Here is a 17,492-nt window from a genome sequence, read left to right as displayed (position 1 = left end):
CCCCTGCGTTGCCCGGTGGCATGGCCCAGGAACCATGAGGCCCGGTGCTGCGCCTGCTGGGGCGCTGCCTGACCGGCTTGCAGGCGCAGCACCGGGACTCATGGTTCCTGGGCCATGCCACCGGGCAACGCAGGGGCCATGCCGAGGGTGTGCGCGATGGTTTCGAGCGTGGCCGGGAAGCCGGCTACGAGGCCGGGCGCCAGGTGCTGGTGATCCGCGACAGCCGCCCCGAGGATGCTGCCGTGCCTGGCTGCGACGACAACCTCTTCGACGACTGGCGCCTGCCGCTGACGGCTGAACTGAAAAAACGCTTCAAGGCCGATGTGGCCCTGCGCCTGCCCGCCGAAGCGCAACCCAGCGCTGCGCAATGGAAACTGATTTTCAGCGACACCCCGTCTACCTGCGTGGTGGCCGGGGCGGGCGCGGGCAAATCGACGTCGCTGGTACTGCGCATCCTGCTGTTGCGCCATTACCTGGGCTACGAGCTGGACGCGATGACCGTGGTCACCTTTACCCGCGAGTCGCGCAAAGACTTCATCAAGCGCCTGGTGCAGGTATTCGCCCTGTGGCAGATCAACCTGCAACCGGCGCAGGCGCGCGAGCTGGTGCGGACCTTCCATTCACGCATTCTGCCGCTGGTGCGCAGCCTGCCGGGTTTTGACCAGCTGCGTGCTTTCGAAACGCTGGGCAGCGACATGCCAGCCGGGCGCGAAGCCGAGGCCGACAGCAACCCGTTCGACCTGCGCTTGAATGACGCCCAGCGCCAGCAACTGAACCAGTGCTACAGCCGCGTGCTGCATGAAAGCCCACGCTTTGCCGAGCTGGTCGGCTTGCTGCGAAGCGAAGCCTTGCAGCTCAAACCCCTGGACCCGAACAACCCCGAGGTGCAAAAACGCGCCCAGGTTACGCAATTGGCTGCGCAGCGCGACGAAGAGCTGTGTGATGTGATCGAGGACCTCTGGTTCGCTGCCGGCGCCTGGCCGATCACAGGTATCGAACCGTGCCGCGATACCGTCGAGATTCGTGGCAGCCGGTTTCATGTGCATGGGCGCCTGGCGGGGGGCGGGCCGTTGGTGGTGCTCGGCTTCGATCCGACGGAAAGCGCGCAGTACCAGCGCCCTGGCGCCAAGCTGGCGGTACGCGGTGAGTGGGCGGTCAAACGCACTTTGTTGCAGGCGTTCTGCGACCGGCCGCTGATCTGGCTGGACAACTACGCCATGGCCCGGCGCCTGGCAGCGTCGCTGGCCGGTGATGCCGTGGCGGGCCCTGGCTTCGAGTACAAGGTCAAGGGCGAGCTGGCGGCGGTGCCGCTGCTGGATGCGTTCGTGGGGGCTGCCAATTTCATCGAGAACCTTGGCCTTGAGGTGAACACGGCCGTGGCGTCGATGAGTTTCCCCAGCGGTGACAGCGACGCCCTGTTCTTCGAGGCCCTGGCCTTGTACTGGAAAGCCCTGGAAGCGCACCTGCTGGGCCTGTCGCCACCGGTGATGAGCTACAATCGCATGTTCGCCCTGTTCGGCGAAAACAACCCGGAAAACCTGCGCCTGCTACCCGACCCGCTGTTGCGGCCATTGGCGCACCTGATGATCGACGAGTTCCAGGACGTGTCGCCACAGATCGTCAGCTGGCTGCGTGCGAGTTTGCGCGAAATACGCCGACGCGGCCCGGCCATGCACACTGGGCGGCATGCCCAGCATTCGTCACTGCTGTGCGTGGGCGACGACTGGCAGTCGATCTATGGCTGGCGCGGCAGTTCACCCAAGTACTTCATGGAATTCACCAAGGCCTTTGCTGCACCGGCCAACACCCGCGTGATGCTGGTCGATAACTACCGTTGCCAGCAACAGGTGATCGATGCCGCCGAGCACCTGGTCAAGGGCACCCCGGCAATTGCCGGCAAGAAGGCCCGCGCCAGCGGCCCCGCCGCGCAATTGCCGGGCTCGCCGGTCAAGGTCTTCGACCGCGATGAGGCAGCCTTGGGCCAGACACTTATGGAGCACTACCAGCGCGGCGAGACGGTGATGATGCTGTACCGCAAGGGCAGCGACCGGGCACTGATGAGCGAGCACCTGCAAAGCGTGGTGCAAGCCGAGTCCGCGCTGCCGGCCGAGCAACGCCGGCTGCGCCAGCTGACCTACCACAGTGCCAAGGGGCTGCAGGCCGACGCGGTGTTCATGCTCGGCGACTGCCAGTACCTGACCAGCTCCCCCTACAAGAACCAGGTCTACCGCCAGGCCGGGTTGGGCAAGGCCGCAGACGCTCAGCCGTTCGATACCGCGCAGAAGGAAGAAGTGCAGCGCCTGGCCTACGTGGCAGTGACCCGTGCCGTGCAGCACTGCTATTGGCACGTCGAGGCCGCCAGCGGCGAAGCGGCAGTGGCGCCAAGGGCGTCTGCACGGGTCGATGGCCGGCAGGCATTCTTCGAGGACCTGCGCGGGCAGTGAAGGGCGCTGTGGCCGGCGAGCAAGGGGCGCCGTTCAGCTGAGGGGTGTCGGTCTGGCCTATGCAAGTGTCGGCCCGGCACCAACGCGGCTGCCGGCATCGCGCCAAGGTAGGGGTGTCGCGGCCTTGCCAGGCCTTAGTCAGGAAGCTACCCATGCGTTCATCGTCGACACCCAAGGATTACTTGCTGGACAACAATGGCATCGAAATCGCGGTGCGCTGCTGGGGCCGGGAGGACGGCATGCCGGTCTTGGCCTTGCATGGTTGGCTGGACAATGCAGCCTCGTTCGACCGCTTGGCACCGCTGCTCGAACACTGTTTCGTCGTGGCCCCCGACCTGGTCGGCCATGGGCGTTCCGACCATCGCCGGCACGACAGTGGCTATTACCTGTGGGAGCACGCCGAGGACATGCTGGCGGTTGCCGACAGCCTCGGCCTGAGCCAATTCCATGTACTGGCCCACGGCATGGGCACGGGGGTGGCGTCGCTGCTTGCGGCCATGACCAGCGGCATCGCCAGCATGACGTTCCTCGACGGCATGGGGGCACCGTTCACCGTCGCCGAGGATGACCGCGTGCAGCACCTGGCGCGGGCCTATCGGCTCAAGCGCATGGTGCAGCGCAGCCAGCTACCGGGCTTCGGCGAGCCGGGCGCCGCCCGCTTCGATGACCTCGACACCGCCTTGGCGCAACGCCGCGAGCGGCTGGACACCGAGCTGTCCGAAGGCGCCGCCCGCTTGTTGGCCATGCGCGACCTGTTACAACTGGGCGAGGGCTATTGCTGGCGCCACGACCCGCGGCTGGTGCTGCCCGAACCCATGCCGCTGACCGAGCGCGAAGCGTGCGACCTGCTCAGCCAGATCCGCTGCCCGTTGTACCTGATGTTCGGTCGCCAGGGGGCATTTTCCGGCGATGCGTTCAGCCAGCGCCAGGCAGCTTTGCCCGACCATGCGAAGGTGTCCTGGCACCCGGGCGGTCATCATTTCCACCTGGATGCGCCGGACCGGGCGCTGGCCGACCAACTGCTGCGCATCATCGCGCGGCACGAAGGGGGCATGCTGCAACGCCTGGTGAATGAGTAGCGAGTGCTGGTTATGGCCTGGGGCCCTGCGCTATGGTGGTACACCCCCAGGCCAGCAGGAGCCCGCCATGCGACCCTTCGCCATCCAGCACATCGACCACCTGGTACTGCGGGTCAGGGACCTGCCGCGCAGCGTGGCGTTCTATACCGACCTGCTTGGCTGTTCGGTCAGCCGCGTGCGTGAGGACCTGGGCATGGTGCACCTGGCCACGGGCACGGCGATGATCGACCTGGTTACGCTGGACGGGCCGCTGGGGCGAACCGGTGGTGCGGCGCCGGGCGCCGAGGGGCGCAACCTGCATCATTTCTGCCTGCGTATCGAGCCATTCGATGAGCCCGCCTTGCTGGCCTACCTGCAAGCGGCGGGGGTGCAGGTAGAACCTGCCGAGAAACGCTACGGTGCCGAAGGCGAAGGGCCGTCGCTGTACTGCTACGACCCGGATGGCAACCAGGTCGAGCTTAAGGGGCCGATAGCGTCAGTGGCAGCGGTGCACCCCCTCGGGGTTTAGCCCTGGCGGCGCCGCACACCGGGGCAGGCAACCATCAGTCGTAATAGCCGCGCAGCCCGAACGCGTAGCCAGTGTCCACGGTGGCCGGCCGGCCCCGGTTCCAGCGCTTTTTCAACACGAACTCGAATGCTGGCTCGTACAAGGCGTCGCGCACCACTGCGCCGGCCAGCACCTCCACGTCATACCAGCCATTGTCCAGCTCGATGATCGGCCGCCCCGGTACCTGGTAACGCGCCAAGAAGTCACCCAGCGTCTTGGGCGTGAAGTGCTGAAGCATCCGCCAGGTATACAGCATCAGCGCCCCGTGCTCGACGCGCAGTACATAGCCGTTGCGCTGGTGCTTCAGGCGGCTGCCAGCTTCGCGCAGCGCTGGTGTGTGGTTGTCCAGGGTGAACAGAATGCGGTACGGCAGGTTATCGACCCCGGCCAGTGGCAGCACCACACCTTCACTCACGGCTTGGTCTCCGCTGTCGTCATGGGTGAAGGCGTAGGCCAGGTCATCGGGCAGTTGCTGGTCCTGCTTGAACCGTTCGAGCAACTGGATATCGCCCAGCAGAAAGTAGTCGACCCCGTCATTGAGCACTTCGCTGAATTCGTGGCGCATCTGTTTTCCTTATTGTTGCGCAGTGCCATAGCGGCATGGGGTTAGTGCTTCTGTGCGATCTGGATCAGGTTGCCGCAGGTGTCATCGAACACCGCGACGGTTACCGCCCCCTTGTTGGTAGGGTGCTGGGTGAACTGGACGCCGGCGGCGCAGAGCCGGGCATACTCTGCCTGAATGTCACGCACGGCGAAGGAGGTGGCAGGGGTACCGGCTTTCTTGAGTCTCGCATGGTTGGCCTGGGCCTGTTCGCTGTCGTACGCCTCCAGCAGCAACTCAACGCCGTTGGGGTCGTTGGGCGAGGTGAGGGTCAGCCAGCGGTGGTCGCCCATGGGGATGTCCTGCTTGGGCTCGAAACCGAGTACGTAATGGTAGAAAGCAAGGGCTTTGGCTTGATTGTCGACGAGGATGCTGGTGACGACGATCTTCATGAGTGCACACCGTATGCCTAGGGTCGATAAGCATTAGTAAAGACGCTGAGGGCCATTTGACCAGTGCGCTTGAGCCTACCCAGGGAAAACCTGCTCAAGCCATAGGCAAATGCTTGATCCGCCAGCCACCGCCCGGGCGCCTGCGGGGGTAAAGTGTCAGCCATGATCCCGATTCCCGTGCGCCCAGGCCGGCGCTAGAGAGGTAAGCGTGGCTGCCTATACCCTGCGACAACTCAAGTACTTCGTCACCACGGTAGAAGCCGGTAGCGTGGCGGAGGCTTCGCGCCAGCTTTACATCGCCCAGCCGTCGATTTCCACGGCCATCAAAGGCCTGGAGGAAAGCTTCGGGGTGCAGTTGTTCATCCGCCACCATGCTCAGGGTGTGTCGTTGACGCCCAGCGGCAAGCGCTTTTACGCCAAGGCCAAGTCGCTGCTGCAAATGGCCCATGAGTTCGAACAAAACGCCCTGGCCGACAATGACACCGTTGCCGGGCAGATCGATATCGGTTGCTTCGAAACCGTGGCGCCGTTGTACCTGCCACGGCTGATTGCCGGTTTCCGCCAGCGCTACCCTGGCGTGGATATCCGCCTGCGCGACGGCGAGCAGCAGGACCTGATCCAGGGCCTGACCGCAGGGAGCTTCGACCTGGCGTTTCTATATGATCACGACCTCGATGGCACCATCGAGGCCGAGCCGCTGATGCCGCCGCAAAAACCGTACGTATTGCTGCCGGAGAACCACCGTTTTGCCAGCCAGGGCCAGGTCTCGCTGCGCGACCTGTGCCCGGAGCCGATGATCTTGCTGGACGTGGCGCCCAGCCGTACCTACTTCGTCAGCCTGTTCAACGAGCTGGGCCTCACGCCGAACATCGTCTTCAGTTCGCCTTCGATCGAGATGGTGCGCGGCATGGTCGGGCAGGGGTTCGGGTTCTCGCTGTTGGTCACCCGGCCGCATTCGCCCTACACCTACGACGGCCAGCGCCTGGTCATGCTGGACATCACCGAGCCGGTGGCGCTGTCGGGGTTGGCCGCGGCTTGGTTGAAGCGTGTACAGCTGACCAAGCCGGCGCAGTTGTTCGTGGCGTTCTGCCGCGAAGAGCTGGCGAAGTTCCAAGATCTGCAGCCGCAGCGCGGTGCCTGACCCAGTTCAGAACCAGCGGTCATTCTTCTTGCGCCCGCGGGTCAGCGCCGGCAGGATCAGCCCCGCCAGCAGGCCCGCGCCGGCGATGCTGCCACCGTAGACCATGTAGCGCATCATCACCTGTTTGTTCTCATCGCCCAGGCGCGCCTGGGTGTCGCGCAGCTCCGACTGGCTCTGGTCGTATTGCTCGTTGAGCGCCTTGTTGCGTGCCTCCAGCTCGTCGATCAGCTTCTTGCGCGAGTCCAGGGTTTCCTGCATGCCTTGCACGCGGTTTTTCCAGCTGTCGTCGATGGTCTTCAGCTGGCCGGTGAGCTCTGCCACCTGCGCATCCAGCAGCGGCAGCCGTTCGTTCTGGCCGGGAACCGCCTGCAGGTCCTCGCTGAGGATCCACACCACGTCGCCATTCTGGCCGCGCACCTGGCTGTACTTGCCCTGGCTGCCAAGCAGGGTCAGCTTTTGCCCGGACTTGAGGGTGCCGACAATGCGATGGCCGTCGGTCGGCCCGCTACGCACATAGGTGCTCAGGCTGTCGCTGACCCAGCGTGCGTCGCTGGCGGGCTCTTCGGCATGCACGGGTGCGGCAAGCGCCAGCAGGGCGGCGATCAGGCTGCCGCGCAGGGCAGGGAGGGCGGAGGCGGTTGGGCGGGAATCGGGCATGTTGGTCTTCGCTGCAACGGAGAAAAAGTAGGCCGGTGACTGGGCCGATGAACCGGTCGGTGAGTTGACCGTCAGCGAATGACCTTTTTTTTGTCAGCAGGTTCACTGCCTGGCGTCGGAAATGTCTGCAGGATGTTGCAGCGCCCAAGCCGTGCCGGGGCGCCGTCGATGACGCAATTGTAATGCGGGGATCATCCTGGCGTTATCTGCCGAGGGGCAATCTCGCAACGCCGACATAAAAACAAATGCGACGTTCAAGGAGCATCCGATGACTTGCAGATACCCCCTTAAACTGGCTGCATGCCTGGCCTTGGCCAGCGTCGGTGGCCAGGCACTGGCCGCCGAAAAGAACACCGACGGTTTCATCGAAGGTAGCACCCTCGATGTGCTCAACCGCAACTTCTACTTCAACCGTGACAACCGCGACGCTGCAGCGCCCACGCACAACCCGCGCAAAGCGGCTGACAATGGCTACTCCGAGGCCTGGGCTCACGCCGTGATCGCCCGCTTCGAGTCGGGCTTTACCCAAGGCACGGTCGGTGTCGGCGTGGACGCGTTCGCCATGCTCGGCCTCAAGCTCGATACCGGCGGCGGCCGTAACGGCGGGCGCAGTTCGTTCGATGTATTGCCGGTAGACCATGACGGCCAGGCGCGCGATGAATACACCAAGGTTGGCGGCGCGGCCAAGGTGCGCCTCTTCGATACGGTATTGAAGGTGGGCGATGTGTTTCCGGTTAACCCGGTGGTCGCCGCAGGCGACTCACGGCTGTTGCCCGAGAGCTTTCGGGGCGCGACCCTGGAGAACTCCAGCATCAAGGACCTGACCTTGCAGGCGGGGCGCCTGCATGCCATGAGCCAGCCCATGTCCAGCGGCATGCGGGAAAACTTCGCCACCTTCTATGGCGGCCCGGTGGACTCGCCCTGGATCGCCTACGGCGGCGGCGACTACGCCCTCAACGAATATGCCAGTGTCAGCCTGTTCAGCAGCCGGCTCAAGGATGTCTGGAACCAGTACTACGCCGGCACCAGCCTGAGTTGGCCGCTTGGCGAGCAACTGGCGCTGATTGGCGGTTTCAATTACTACAAGGCCGTGGACGAGGGGCGCCAGCGCCTGGGTGCTTTCGACAACGATATCTGGAGTGCCAAGCTGGGCGTGCGTTTCGGTGCCCACACCCTTGCGCTCACCCACCAGCGCAACAATGGCGACGACGACTTCGATTACTTGCGCCAGGCCGACTCGATCTTCCTCGACAACTCCATCCAGTACAGCGACTTCAACTCGCCCAAAGAGCGTTCGTGGATGCTGCGCTATGACCTGGACATGGCGGCCTATGGCGTGCCTGGGTTGTCGTTCATGACCCGTTACAGCAAAGGTAGCGACGCGGACTACAGCAACGCCAACGCCGTATACATGCGCCGGGGTGCCGATGGCAACCCGCTGACCGATCAGAAACGCTGGGAGCGCGATATCGAGGTCAAGTACGTGGTGCAGAGCGGTGCGGCCAAGGACTTGGCGCTACGGGTACGCCAGGCCACCACCCGCGCCACGGCGTTCGAGTCGGACCTGGACGAAGTGCGGCTGATCGTCGAGTACCCACTGTCGATGCTGTGAATTCACCTTGGTAGCTTTCCAGCTCCTTTGGTTTGGGTGAATGTTTGCGCCCCCCGGGCAATGCAAGTCAGTTAAGTAATTTGGGGCAGTCCAGGGGATCGCGCAGTTCTCGAGTTCAGCGCCAAACCTGTGGGAGCGGGCGTGCCCGCGAAGGGCTGCAAAGCAGCCCCAGTAACGCTCAACTGACAGGCATTACCCTGTGGGGCGCTTTTTTTGCGCAGTAGCCGTTACCGCTGCGCGGGTTCAGGTGTCTGCGGTTTCGCTCGCAGCCTTCGCCGTCTTGACCGACGCCTTTTTCTCCTGCACCACGATATAGAACTCTTCGCCATGCTTCACCGCCCCATACAGCACGGCTTTTTCGATCAGCTCGTTGCCGCGCAGCTGGCGCAGCATCATCGGGTCTTTGCGCAGGTCGCGGTACAGCGCCAGGCAAAGCAGCACCATCACCACCACAAACGGCAGGGCCACCACGATCGTCAGGTTCTGAAGCCCGGTCAGCGCTTCGCCAGGGTCCCGTGGGTCGCCGATCGCCAACATGATGGCCGCGACCGTCCCGGTCAGCGCGCCCCAGAAGATCACCGTGCGCCGCGAAGGTGCGGTGGTGCCGTGCTCCGACAGCGTGCCCATCACCAGCGACGCCGCGTCGGCGCCCGAGACAAAGAAGATGCCCACCAGCACCATCACCAGCACTGACGTCGCCGAGGCCAGTGGGTAGCTGTCCAGCAACTGGTACAACGCATGGTTGCTGTTGACGGCCCCGTTGGCCAGCTGGAAAGCACCTTCGCGCAGGGCATCGACGGCCGCGCCGCCGAAGATGGTGAACCACACCAGGCTGACCAGGCTCGGCACCAGCAGCACGCCGGTAACGAACTGGCGGATGGTGCGGCCACGGCTGATGCGGGCAATGAACATGCCCACGAATGGCGTCCAGGAAATCCACCAGGCCCAATAGAACACTGTCCAGCCGGCCAGCCAGCTGTTCATCTGCTCGCCACCGCTGGCGTTGGTACGGGCCATCATTTCCGGCAGCATCTTGATGTAGATGCCGAGCGAGGTCGGCAGCAGGTTCAGCATGAGCAGGGTCGGCCCGACCATGAACACGAACAGCGCCAGCACCAGGGCCAGCACCATGTTGATGTTGGACAACCACTGGATGCCTTTGCCGATGCCCGATACCGCCGACGAGACGAAGGCGATGGTCAGCAGGGTGATGATGGAGATGTAGAACAGCTTGCCAGGGCTTTCGATCCAGCCGTTGTATTCCAACCCGCCGGCGATCTGCAGGGCGCCCAGGCCCAGCGAGGCCGCCGAGCCGAACAGCGTGGCGAAGATTGCCATCATGTCGATCAGCCGGCCAAGCGGGCCGTTGGCGTGCTTGCCGATCAACGGCCGGAAGGCCGCGGAAATCAACTGTGAGCGGCCCCGGCGGAAGGTACCGTAGGCGATGACCAGGCCGACGATGGCGTACATGGCCCAAGGGTGCAAGGTCCAGTGGAAGAGGGTGGTCGCCATGGCGACCTGCATCGCTTCGCTGGTCTGCCCGCTGGCCGAGCCGGGCGGCGGTGACACGTAGTGCGACAGCGGCTCGGCCACGCCGAAGAACATCAGGCCGATACCCATGCCGGCACTGAACATCATCGCCACCCAGGACACCGTGCGAAACTCTGGCTGTTCGCCATCACGGCCAAGCGGTACACGCCCGTAGCGGCTGGCGGCCAGCCACAGCACGAACACCACGAACAGGGTGGAGGTCAGTACGAAGAACCAGCCAAAGTTGAGAATGACCCACGATTGAGCGGTGGAGGCACTGCGCGCCAGGCTGGCCTGGTTGATGAAGCCCCAGAGCACGAAAGCGATGGCCAGGATGCTGGTGAAACCGAAGACCACCCAGTCCAGCTTGCCCTCGAAGCGCCGGTCCTGGCGGGCTTCTGCGGTTTTCGAGGGGTCGGTAACGCCAAGGTCGAGTGTTTCGTTGATGTGTTCCTTTACCATGAATGCTGAGGCCCCTGTGTGGCTTGCCTGTTCGTGCAGGCTTGTAGTTGTGTGAGCTACCGAGGGCGTTGGCGCCTCGGCCGGGTAGAGTGCTGGCGGAATTATCCTGCGCGGTCAGCGCCGGCACCTGTCCCGATAGCGTCCTGGGGCTGCCCTTGCGCGACTTGGCAAATACTTTTAGTTCTGGGGGCATTGGCCCTTTCTGTCTCGGCTTCTGGTACGCTGGTGGGCATTACCCGGGGCCGCACATCAAGCACCGTAGAAGCGCTGTCGCGTGCGGGCCCGGCCGTACCAGGAAACGGAGATTCGTAATAATGGCCACTGACCGTGTGAGCCTGATTCATTTCGATAAACTGAGCATGAGCCCTGCCGCAGCCGAGCGGTTCCAGCATGCTCTTGATGCGCTGGAAGCGCTCAAGCTGCAAGACCGTTACGTTTACCTCATCGCGCCTTACCTTGGGGATATCGCTGACGCTTGCGACGCCGACCAATTGAAGACGGCCTTGGAACAAGGCCTCCGCGTTGTCGACGAGCTGGTGGCCGCCTACTCGGTCAACAAGGCCAAGGCCGATGAAGTGAGCAAAGTGTTCAAGGATGCTGGCGCGCGCGCGCGGGCTGAATTGCCCGGCTGAACGGCATATGGCCAAAGACATCGACAACCCCTGCGTTTCGCTGTGCCAGCTCAACAGTGAGCTGTGCGTGAGCTGCGGCCGTACCCGCGAGGAAATCCGCAAATGGCGGGGCATGAAGCGCCCCGAGAAGATGGCGACCGTGCAGCGGGCGGCCACGCGCATGAAGGCCATCGCCAAGAAGGCGGCCAAGCGGCAGGTCAGTTAGGCCCTGCTGGCAGCCCATCAGCCCCCACAGGGGGCGCAAAGCTTGAGGTCTGCACTGCTCCTGTGGGAGCCCGGCTTGCCGGCGATGGGCCGCACTCCTTTTTATGCCCATAAAAGGTCCGCTAGTCGGCCTCTGATGGTCCAGACTGTATACAGCCCCACGCCTGATGCAGCCGACCAGCATTGCTCAAGCCATTGGTCACCCAGCGGGGCGGCGAAGTTACAACTGCCGAGGGTCGTTGATGATCAAGCGTCGCCTGCGCCACGCCTTGCCCTTGTTGTGCCTGATGCTGCTGCCCCTGGCGGCGGTAGCCGATGACACATGCCGGCGGCTGACCGCCACCGGTAACCCGGAATACCCGCCTTACCTGTGGCGCGATCCGCGCAACCCGCAGCAGTTGATGGGTGCCAATGCCGATTTGCTCAAGCACCTGGGCAAGCAGCTCGGGCTGGAGATCGACGTGGTTTACGCGGGGCCGTGGTCACGCGCGCAGGAAGAAGTGCGCACTGGTCGGATCGACCTTCTGGCCGGGTACTTTCGCACCGAGGCGCGGCAACAGCACATGGACTTCATCGAGCCACCGTTCCTGGCCACCCCCAGCGTGGTCTGGGTGCGCCAGGGTGACGCCTTTGCCTACCGGCAATGGGCGGACCTGAAGGGCCGCAAGGGCGGTACGTTGGTGAACAACAGCCATGGCCAGCAGTTCGATGAGTACGCGCAGGCTCATCTCACGCTCGAAGCGGTACCCACTGCTCGCCAGGCGTTCGAAAAACTGGTGCACAAGCGCAGTGCCTACGTGGTTTACGAACAGTACCCAGGCATGGCCCTGGCGCGCACGCTGGGTCTTGGCGGTGCCGTGCAGGTACTGCAGCCACCGGTCTCCAGTGAAGGGTTGTACCTGGCCATTTCGCATAATTCACCCTGCAACCAGCCACAGCTGCGCGCAGCACTGGCCCGGGAAATGGCCAGGATCGTGGGCGGAGCCCTGCCGCAGCAGTTGTTGAAGCAGAACATGGAGCAATGGCAATGACAGGCCGTGCGCAGGCCGTTGCTACAGCGCGTGGGCCAGCTGCTCGGCTTCCTTGGCGTTGCTGACGCTGACCGCGCCAGGCAAATGCACATCATTTTTTGCCGCCAGCAGCTCGGCCATAACGCTGACGGCGATTTCCGCCGGGGTCTTGCTGCCGATATAGATGCCTATCGGTCCATGCAAACGCTGCAGCGACGCTTCGCTTTCGCCGAAATGCTCGATCAGCCGCTCACGGCGCAGTTGGCTGTTGCGCCTCGAGCCGATGGCGCCAATGTAGAAGGCCGGGCTGTGCAAGGCTTCGAGCAAGGCCAGGTCGTCCAGCTTGGGGTCATGGCTGACGGCAACGATGGCGCTGCGCACATCTGCCTTGAAGGCACGGACCACATCGTCCGGCATGCCTGGCAGCAGGGTAACGCCGGGGATGCTCCAGCCTGCCGTGTATTCCGGGCGTGGGTCGCACAACGAGACACTGAAGCCGTTGAACAGGGCCATGGTTGCGAGGTACTCGGCCAGGGCGCCAGCACCGATCAGCAGCAGGCGGTAACCAGGCCCAAGGGTGCTGCTCAGGCGCTGGCCATCAAACCTGAACAGTTGTGGGGTAGCGGTGGCAACCAGGCTGGCAGCACCCGTGTGCAAGTCGAGTTCGCGACACATCAGGTTGCCGCTGTCCAGGCTGGCCAGCAGTTGTTCCAGGTGCGACAACGCGGGCGCGAACTCCAGCACCAGTTCAAGGGTGCCGCCGCAGGGCAGGCCGAAACGGTGGGCTTCGTCGGCGCTGACGCCGTAGCGCACTACCTGCGGCTGGCCGCTGGGCATGCCGGGGCCACCGTAGGCGCTGGTGTAGCGGTGGATCAGGTCGTCCTCGATACAGCCACCGGATACGCTGCCAACCACCCGGCCATCGCTGCGCAGCGCCATCATCGAGCCGACCGGGCGCGGTGAAGAGCCCCATGTACGGGCGACCGTGGCAAGCAGGGCGCGGTGGCCGCCGGCAAGCCAGTCGCGGGTGGTGCGCAGCACCAGCAGGTCGATGCTTTCCATGGAAACTCCGTTACAACACTGTCGAGAAGGTTGGCTCAGGCATGCCCCCTTCAGCGCATATGCAAGATGATGGGGCTACTGCTGGCCGGGTCGGTGTGCCCGCGCAACTTGCTTACCGCCTGCGCGTCCACCGCGCCGCCCAGGTTGCCCCAGGCCGAGCGCACGAACGTCAGCACTTCGGCGATCTCCTTGTCCCCCAGTTGCTCGCGAAAGGCCGGCATACGGTAAGCATCAGGCACTCCAGCAGACACTACCCGCTGTGAACCGTTCAAGGTGATATTGATCGCCGACGCGTCTTCTTTGGCCAAAGCCGATGTAGCCCCGGCCAGTGGTGGCATCGATGGCGCCTGGCCCTTGCCGTCCAGGCCATGGCACGACGCGCAGCGGGTCACGTAGGTGTGCGCCCCGGGGGCGTCCAGCCGCTCGGCAGCCGACACCGCCTGGTACTGCCAGGGCGCGCCATCGCGCTGAGGGTCACCGGGCAGCGACTTCAGGTAATGGGCGATGGCGGCCAGGTCGTCGTCAGTCATGAACTGGGTGGAGTTGTTGAATGCCTCGGTCATCGAACCGAATACCACGGCATGGCGGTTGCGGCCGGTCTTGAGGAACTGGGCGATTTCCGCTTCGCTCCAGCGCCCCAACCCGGTGTTGTGGTCCGCACGCAGGCTCGGTGCATACCAGCCATCGAGCAATGCCCCGGTCAGGTACGCTGTGCCGCTGTCGTCCAGGGCCTTTTCGTTGAACGCCAGGCCACGCGGCGTGTGGCAACTGCCGCAGTGGCCAGGGCCCTGGACGATGTAGGCACCTCGGTTCCATTGCGCGTCCTGCCCCGCCTGGGCGGTGTACGGCGCGGTGGGGGCTAACAGGCCGTTCCACAGCGCAATGGGCCAGCGCAGGTTCAGCGGCCACGGGATATCGCTGGGCAGGTTGGCTTGCTTGGCCGGCTGCACGCCGTGCATGAAGAACGCATACAACGCCTTTACATCGTCGTCGCTGAGTTTGGCGTACGAGGGGTAGGGCATGGCCGGGTACAGGCGCCGGCCACCAGGCGCCACGCCGTGGCGCACGGCGCGGTCGAAGTCCGCCAGGCTGTAGGCACCGATGCCAGTGTCGCGATCGGGGGTGATATTGGTGGCATGAATGGCCCCCAGCGGGGTGGCCATTTGGAGCCCGCCGGCGAACGGTTGGCCTTCTGGCAGGCTGTGGCAGGCGACGCAGTCGCTGAGCCGGGCCACGTATTCGCCACGGCTGACCAGCGCTGCGGCGGCGGTGTCCGCCTGCGCGTCGGTGAACGGCGAAGCGGGCTCGCGGGTGACATACCAAGCCAGCAGGCCCGCCGCGATCAGGCACGGCAGCGCCAGCCAACCAGCGGTTCTTGCGAAACGATGGGTCATGGGGCAATCCTTGTGCGTCAGCTGAAGGTATGGCGGCTCATTGGCAGGCTGCGTACGCGCTGGCCGGTCAGTTGCGCCACCGCGTTGGCCACTGCCGGCGCGACTGCGGGCAGTGGCGGTTCGCCAATGCCGCCCATCTTCGCCCCGCTTTCGACAATGCGCACATGTACCCGTGCCATGCGCGAAGGCGGCAGGATCGGGTACAGGTCGTAATTGCGCGCGCGCGGCTTGCCATCCACGTACACCGCTTCTTCCACCAGCGTCTGCGACAGGCCCAACGCCACCGCACCATTGACCTGGTGCTCGATGATGGCCGGGTTGACGATACTGCCGGGGTCGATGGCCTGCCAGATATCGTGCACCTTGACCTGGCCGTTCTCCATCGACACTTCGGCGATGACGGCTGCGTGCGAGCCGAAGGGCGAGGCCATGGCCACGCCACGGGCCCGCTTGCTGCCATCTTCGGCGGTGAACGGCCCGCGCTTCCAGCCCCCGGACAAGTCGGCGACCGCGTTCAGCAGGGTGGTCAGCCGGGGGTTGTCGCGCAGCAGGTGCAGGCGCAGTTCGAACGGGTCCTTGCCACCTTTGTCGGCCAGTTCGTCTAGAAACGACTCATAGAAGAAATCGTTCAGCGAGTTGCCCACCGAGCGCCAGTAGCCGAGCATGGCCGGGCCTTTGACATAGACCTGGGCAATGCGTTTGTTGGCGATGGCATAGGCCTTGCCCGACAGCCCCTCAAGCGCGGTGGGGTCGACCTTGTCGCCCTGCTTGCCCGCCAGGGCCTCGGTCGGGCCTTCGGTGGCGCTGACCGCTTCGATGGCCACCGGCAGGCCGTCGGCATCGAGCCCAGCGCGGAACTTCACCACGGCGACCGGGCGCAGTACATCACGCAGAAACTCTTCTTCGCGGCTCCAGATCAGTTTGACCGGCCGGCCCACCGCCTTGGCCAGGGCAATGGCCTGCGGGTAGGGGTTGGCCGATTCGTACAGGAAGTGGCGGCCGAAGAAGCCGCCCAACAGTGGCGAGTGCAGGTTGATCTGGCCGGTTTGCAGGCCGGTGCGTTGGGCGATGTCGTCGCGGAACATGTCCGGGGCCTGGTTGGGCAGCCAGACATCCAGCGTGCCATCGGCATTGAAGCGGGCCAGGGCCGACGGTGGCTCCAGCTGGGCATGGTTCAGGTACTGGTTATGGTAGCTGGCCTCGACCCGGGTCTTGGCATTGGCCAAGGCACCCGCTACATCGCCTTCGTTTTCTTCATCGCGCGCCGGGCCATCGACCGTGGCCAGGTGCTCGCGCCAGCCGTCGCTGGAAAAATCAGCCGGCATCGCCCGCAGGGTGCTGTCGGCGGCTGGCTCTTGCCAATCGACTTGAAGGGCTTCTACGGCGCGCTTGGCGTGCCACCAGCGTTCAGCGACCACCGCTACCGCCCCTGGCAACTGATGCACCGAGTGCACGCCGTTCATGGCCTTGACCTGGCCTTCGTTACGCAGGCTGCCAACGGTCATGCCCAGGCGCGGCGCATGCTGCACGGCGGCGTGGAGCATGCCGTCCACCTTGATGTCGATGCAGTATTGGGCTTTGCCGGTGGATTTGTCGTAGGCATCCAGGCGCCGAACCGGCTTGCCGATCCAGCGGAACTGGCCAGGGTCGCGCAGCTTGACGCTGGCCGGGTCGGGTACCGGCAGGTCCATGGCCCGCCCGGCCAGTTCGCCGTAAGGCACCGAGCGGCCACTCGTGGTATGTACCACGTTACCCGGGGTGCTCGACAGTTCGGCCACCGGCACCCCCAGTTTTTCGGCGCCAGCCTGCAGCAACATGGCCCGGGCGAGGGCGCCCAAGCGGCGCATGGTGGGGTAGCTCATGCGTACCGACATGCTGCCGCCGGTAATCCGCATGCCGTTTTCCATCACCACATAGGCTTCGCCGGGTGGCGCGCTTTCGACCACGAAGTGCGCGGGGTCCACGTCCAGCTCTTCACCGACGATCTGGGCCATGGCGGTGAACGGCCCCTGGCCGCCTTCCATGAACGGGCTGAGCAGGCGCACCGTACCGTCTGGGCGAATTTCCAGAAACGCCGGCACTTGGGTGCCGCGTTCTGCTGTGGCCACGGCGGCGGCTTGTACCCGCGGCACGCCCACCGGCAGGCCGAAGCCCAGCACCAGTGCGCCCACGGCAGTGCCGGCGAGGAAGCGACGGCGTGACAGGTTGACCGTTTCGCCGCGCTGCAGTGCGAGCAGTTCGGCAGGGGTATCGACGGGTGTGTTCATCAGGCCTGCTCCCCTTGGGCCAAGTCGTGCATGGCGGCATGGATGGCGTTATAGGTGCCGCAGCGACACAGGTTGACCATGGCTGCGTCGATCTGCTCGGCGCTGGGGTTGGGCGTGTGCTTGAGCAGCGCGGTGGCCGCCATCACCTGGCCGGACTGGCAGTAGCCGCACTGAGCCACCTGGTGGTCGACCCACGCCGTGACCACCCGTTGACCGACCGGGTCGGCTTCGATCGCTTCGATGGTGGTGACCTCGCGGCCGACCACGCCGGCCACCGGGGTGACGCAGGCACGGACCACGTTGCCGTCGACCAGTACCGAACACGCGCCGCACTGGGCCAGGCCGCAGCCATACTTGGTGCCGATCAGCCCCAGGTCATCGCGGATCACCCACAACAGGGGCGTGTCGGCGTCCGCCTCGACCTGGTAGGTCTTCTGGTTGATGCGTAGTTCCATGGT

16 protein-coding genes are annotated in these 17,492 nt (G+C 64.6%); 8 read left to right on the top strand and 8 right to left on the bottom strand.

From position 1 onward, the window contains the following. The first annotated feature begins 44 nt into the window (after nt 1–44). The 3 genes from DMX12_RS24040 to DMX12_RS24030 all read left to right on the top strand — a co-directional run bounded on the left by DMX12_RS24040 (nt 45) and on the right by DMX12_RS24030 (nt 4,031). On the top strand, nt 45–2,444 hold the full coding sequence (locus tag DMX12_RS24040; protein ID WP_256599084.1) for a UvrD-helicase domain-containing protein: 2,400 nt from the start codon (nt 45–47) through the stop codon (nt 2,442–2,444). Between the two features lie 152 nt (nt 2,445–2,596). Further along, complete coding sequence (locus tag DMX12_RS24035; RefSeq protein ID WP_029887323.1) at nt 2,597–3,523, top strand: alpha/beta fold hydrolase; 927 nt, start codon at nt 2,597–2,599, stop codon at nt 3,521–3,523. 67 nt (nt 3,524–3,590) lie between these two features. Continuing rightward, complete coding sequence (locus DMX12_RS24030) at nt 3,591–4,031, top strand: VOC family protein (protein ID WP_110679635.1); 441 nt, start codon at nt 3,591–3,593, stop codon at nt 4,029–4,031. 34 nt (nt 4,032–4,065) lie between these two features. Here DMX12_RS24030 and DMX12_RS24025 read toward each other — a convergent pair whose 3' ends face one another. Both DMX12_RS24025 and DMX12_RS24020 read right to left on the bottom strand, forming a co-directional pair. Continuing rightward, nucleotides 4,066–4,635: a hypothetical protein gene (locus tag DMX12_RS24025; protein WP_110679634.1), complete on the bottom strand. Its 570-nt coding sequence runs from the start codon at nt 4,633–4,635 to the stop codon at nt 4,066–4,068. A 41-nt stretch (nt 4,636–4,676) separates the two neighbouring features. Continuing rightward, nucleotides 4,677–5,063, bottom strand: a complete 387-nt coding sequence (locus DMX12_RS24020) for a VOC family protein (protein ID WP_110679633.1) — start codon at nt 5,061–5,063, stop codon at nt 4,677–4,679. Nucleotides 5,064–5,271: 208 nt separating this feature from the next. On the opposite strand from DMX12_RS24020, the gene DMX12_RS24015 reads away from it, so the two are divergent. Beyond that, nucleotides 5,272–6,204 carry a LysR family transcriptional regulator gene (locus DMX12_RS24015; protein ID WP_029887319.1) on the top strand — a complete coding sequence of 311 codons (933 nt, stop codon included), beginning with the start codon at nt 5,272–5,274 and terminating at the stop codon, nt 6,202–6,204. A gap of 6 nt (nt 6,205–6,210) precedes the next feature. Here the strand turns inward: DMX12_RS24015 and DMX12_RS24010 are convergent, their stop codons facing one another. Further along, a complete protein-coding gene (locus DMX12_RS24010; protein WP_110679632.1) occupies nt 6,211–6,861 on the bottom strand; it encodes a TIGR04211 family SH3 domain-containing protein in 651 nt (216 codons plus the stop codon). Between the two features lie 268 nt (nt 6,862–7,129). On the opposite strand from DMX12_RS24010, the gene DMX12_RS24005 reads away from it, so the two are divergent. Continuing rightward, the gene (locus DMX12_RS24005; protein ID WP_110679631.1) at nt 7,130–8,473 is read left to right on the top strand and encodes an OprD family porin; all 1,344 of its coding nucleotides are present in this window, start codon (nt 7,130–7,132) and stop codon (nt 8,471–8,473) included. 243 nt (nt 8,474–8,716) lie between these two features. Here the strand turns inward: DMX12_RS24005 and DMX12_RS24000 are convergent, their stop codons facing one another. After that, the gene (locus DMX12_RS24000) at nt 8,717–10,465 is read right to left on the bottom strand and encodes a BCCT family transporter (RefSeq protein ID WP_110679630.1); all 1,749 of its coding nucleotides are present in this window, start codon (nt 10,463–10,465) and stop codon (nt 8,717–8,719) included. Nucleotides 10,466–10,779: 314 nt separating this feature from the next. Between DMX12_RS24000 and DMX12_RS23995 the strand changes: the two genes are divergently transcribed. The 3 genes from DMX12_RS23995 to DMX12_RS23985 all read left to right on the top strand — a co-directional run bounded on the left by DMX12_RS23995 (nt 10,780) and on the right by DMX12_RS23985 (nt 12,332). Next, on the top strand, nt 10,780–11,097 hold the full coding sequence (locus tag DMX12_RS23995) for a hypothetical protein (RefSeq protein WP_110679629.1): 318 nt from the start codon (nt 10,780–10,782) through the stop codon (nt 11,095–11,097). 7 nt (nt 11,098–11,104) lie between these two features. Beyond that, nucleotides 11,105–11,302 (top strand): DUF1289 domain-containing protein, encoded by a 198-nt coding sequence (locus tag DMX12_RS23990; protein WP_029887314.1) that lies wholly within the window; start codon nt 11,105–11,107, stop codon nt 11,300–11,302. Nucleotides 11,303–11,543: 241 nt separating this feature from the next. Continuing rightward, nucleotides 11,544–12,332, top strand: a complete 789-nt coding sequence (locus DMX12_RS23985; RefSeq protein ID WP_110679628.1) for an ABC transporter substrate-binding protein — start codon at nt 11,544–11,546, stop codon at nt 12,330–12,332. A 21-nt stretch (nt 12,333–12,353) separates the two neighbouring features. Here the strand turns inward: DMX12_RS23985 and DMX12_RS23980 are convergent, their stop codons facing one another. Genes DMX12_RS23980 through DMX12_RS23965 form a run of 4 tightly spaced genes read right to left on the bottom strand, consistent with a single transcriptional unit; the run spans nt 12,354 to nt 17,489 of the window. After that, complete coding sequence (locus DMX12_RS23980; protein ID WP_110679627.1) at nt 12,354–13,373, bottom strand: XdhC family protein; 1,020 nt, start codon at nt 13,371–13,373, stop codon at nt 12,354–12,356. Between the two features lie 50 nt (nt 13,374–13,423). Then, a complete protein-coding gene (locus DMX12_RS23975; RefSeq protein WP_110679626.1) occupies nt 13,424–14,767 on the bottom strand; it encodes a cytochrome c in 1,344 nt (447 codons plus the stop codon). 17 nt (nt 14,768–14,784) lie between these two features. Next, nucleotides 14,785–17,034, bottom strand: a complete 2,250-nt coding sequence (locus tag DMX12_RS23970) for a molybdopterin cofactor-binding domain-containing protein (protein WP_110679625.1) — start codon at nt 17,032–17,034, stop codon at nt 14,785–14,787. After that, entirely contained in the window at nt 17,034–17,489 is a 456-nt protein-coding gene (locus tag DMX12_RS23965; RefSeq protein WP_110679624.1) for a (2Fe-2S)-binding protein, read from the bottom strand. Before DMX12_RS23965 ends, DMX12_RS23970 begins: the two co-directional genes overlap by 1 nt. Between the last annotated feature and the right edge of the window lie 3 nt (nt 17,490–17,492).

The sequence above is a fragment of the Pseudomonas sp. MB-090624 genome (assembly GCF_003205245.1).
GTDB classification, from domain to species: Bacteria; Pseudomonadota; Gammaproteobacteria; order Pseudomonadales; family Pseudomonadaceae; genus Aquipseudomonas; species Aquipseudomonas juntendi.
Note: the sequence above shows the minus strand (reverse complement) of the source record. Positions and strands in the feature narration are given on the sequence as shown.

Excerpts from the sequence above, each read along its gene's own strand:
- DMX12_RS24035 (WP_029887323.1), top strand. The coding sequence starts at position 2,597 with ATGCGTTCATCGTCGACACCCAAGGATTACTTGCTGGACAACAATGGC.
- DMX12_RS24030 (WP_110679635.1), top strand. The coding sequence starts at position 3,591 with ATGCGACCCTTCGCCATCCAGCACATCGACCACCTGGTACTGCGGGTC.
- DMX12_RS24025 (WP_110679634.1), bottom strand. The coding sequence starts at position 4,635 with ATGCGCCACGAATTCAGCGAAGTGCTCAATGACGGGGTCGACTACTTT.
- DMX12_RS24020 (WP_110679633.1), bottom strand. The coding sequence starts at position 5,063 with ATGAAGATCGTCGTCACCAGCATCCTCGTCGACAATCAAGCCAAAGCC.
- DMX12_RS24010 (WP_110679632.1), bottom strand. The coding sequence starts at position 6,861 with ATGCCCGATTCCCGCCCAACCGCCTCCGCCCTCCCTGCCCTGCGCGGC.
- DMX12_RS24005 (WP_110679631.1), top strand. The coding sequence starts at position 7,130 with ATGACTTGCAGATACCCCCTTAAACTGGCTGCATGCCTGGCCTTGGCC.
- DMX12_RS24000 (WP_110679630.1), bottom strand. The coding sequence starts at position 10,465 with ATGGTAAAGGAACACATCAACGAAACACTCGACCTTGGCGTTACCGAC.
- DMX12_RS23995 (WP_110679629.1), top strand. The coding sequence starts at position 10,780 with ATGGCCACTGACCGTGTGAGCCTGATTCATTTCGATAAACTGAGCATG.
- DMX12_RS23990 (WP_029887314.1), top strand. The coding sequence starts at position 11,105 with ATGGCCAAAGACATCGACAACCCCTGCGTTTCGCTGTGCCAGCTCAAC.
- DMX12_RS23985 (WP_110679628.1), top strand. The coding sequence starts at position 11,544 with ATGATCAAGCGTCGCCTGCGCCACGCCTTGCCCTTGTTGTGCCTGATG.
- DMX12_RS23980 (WP_110679627.1), bottom strand. The coding sequence starts at position 13,373 with ATGGAAAGCATCGACCTGCTGGTGCTGCGCACCACCCGCGACTGGCTT.
- DMX12_RS23975 (WP_110679626.1), bottom strand. The coding sequence starts at position 14,767 with ATGACCCATCGTTTCGCAAGAACCGCTGGTTGGCTGGCGCTGCCGTGC.
- DMX12_RS23970 (WP_110679625.1), bottom strand. The coding sequence starts at position 17,034 with ATGAACACACCCGTCGATACCCCTGCCGAACTGCTCGCACTGCAGCGC.
- DMX12_RS23965 (WP_110679624.1), bottom strand. The coding sequence starts at position 17,489 with ATGGAACTACGCATCAACCAGAAGACCTACCAGGTCGAGGCGGACGCC.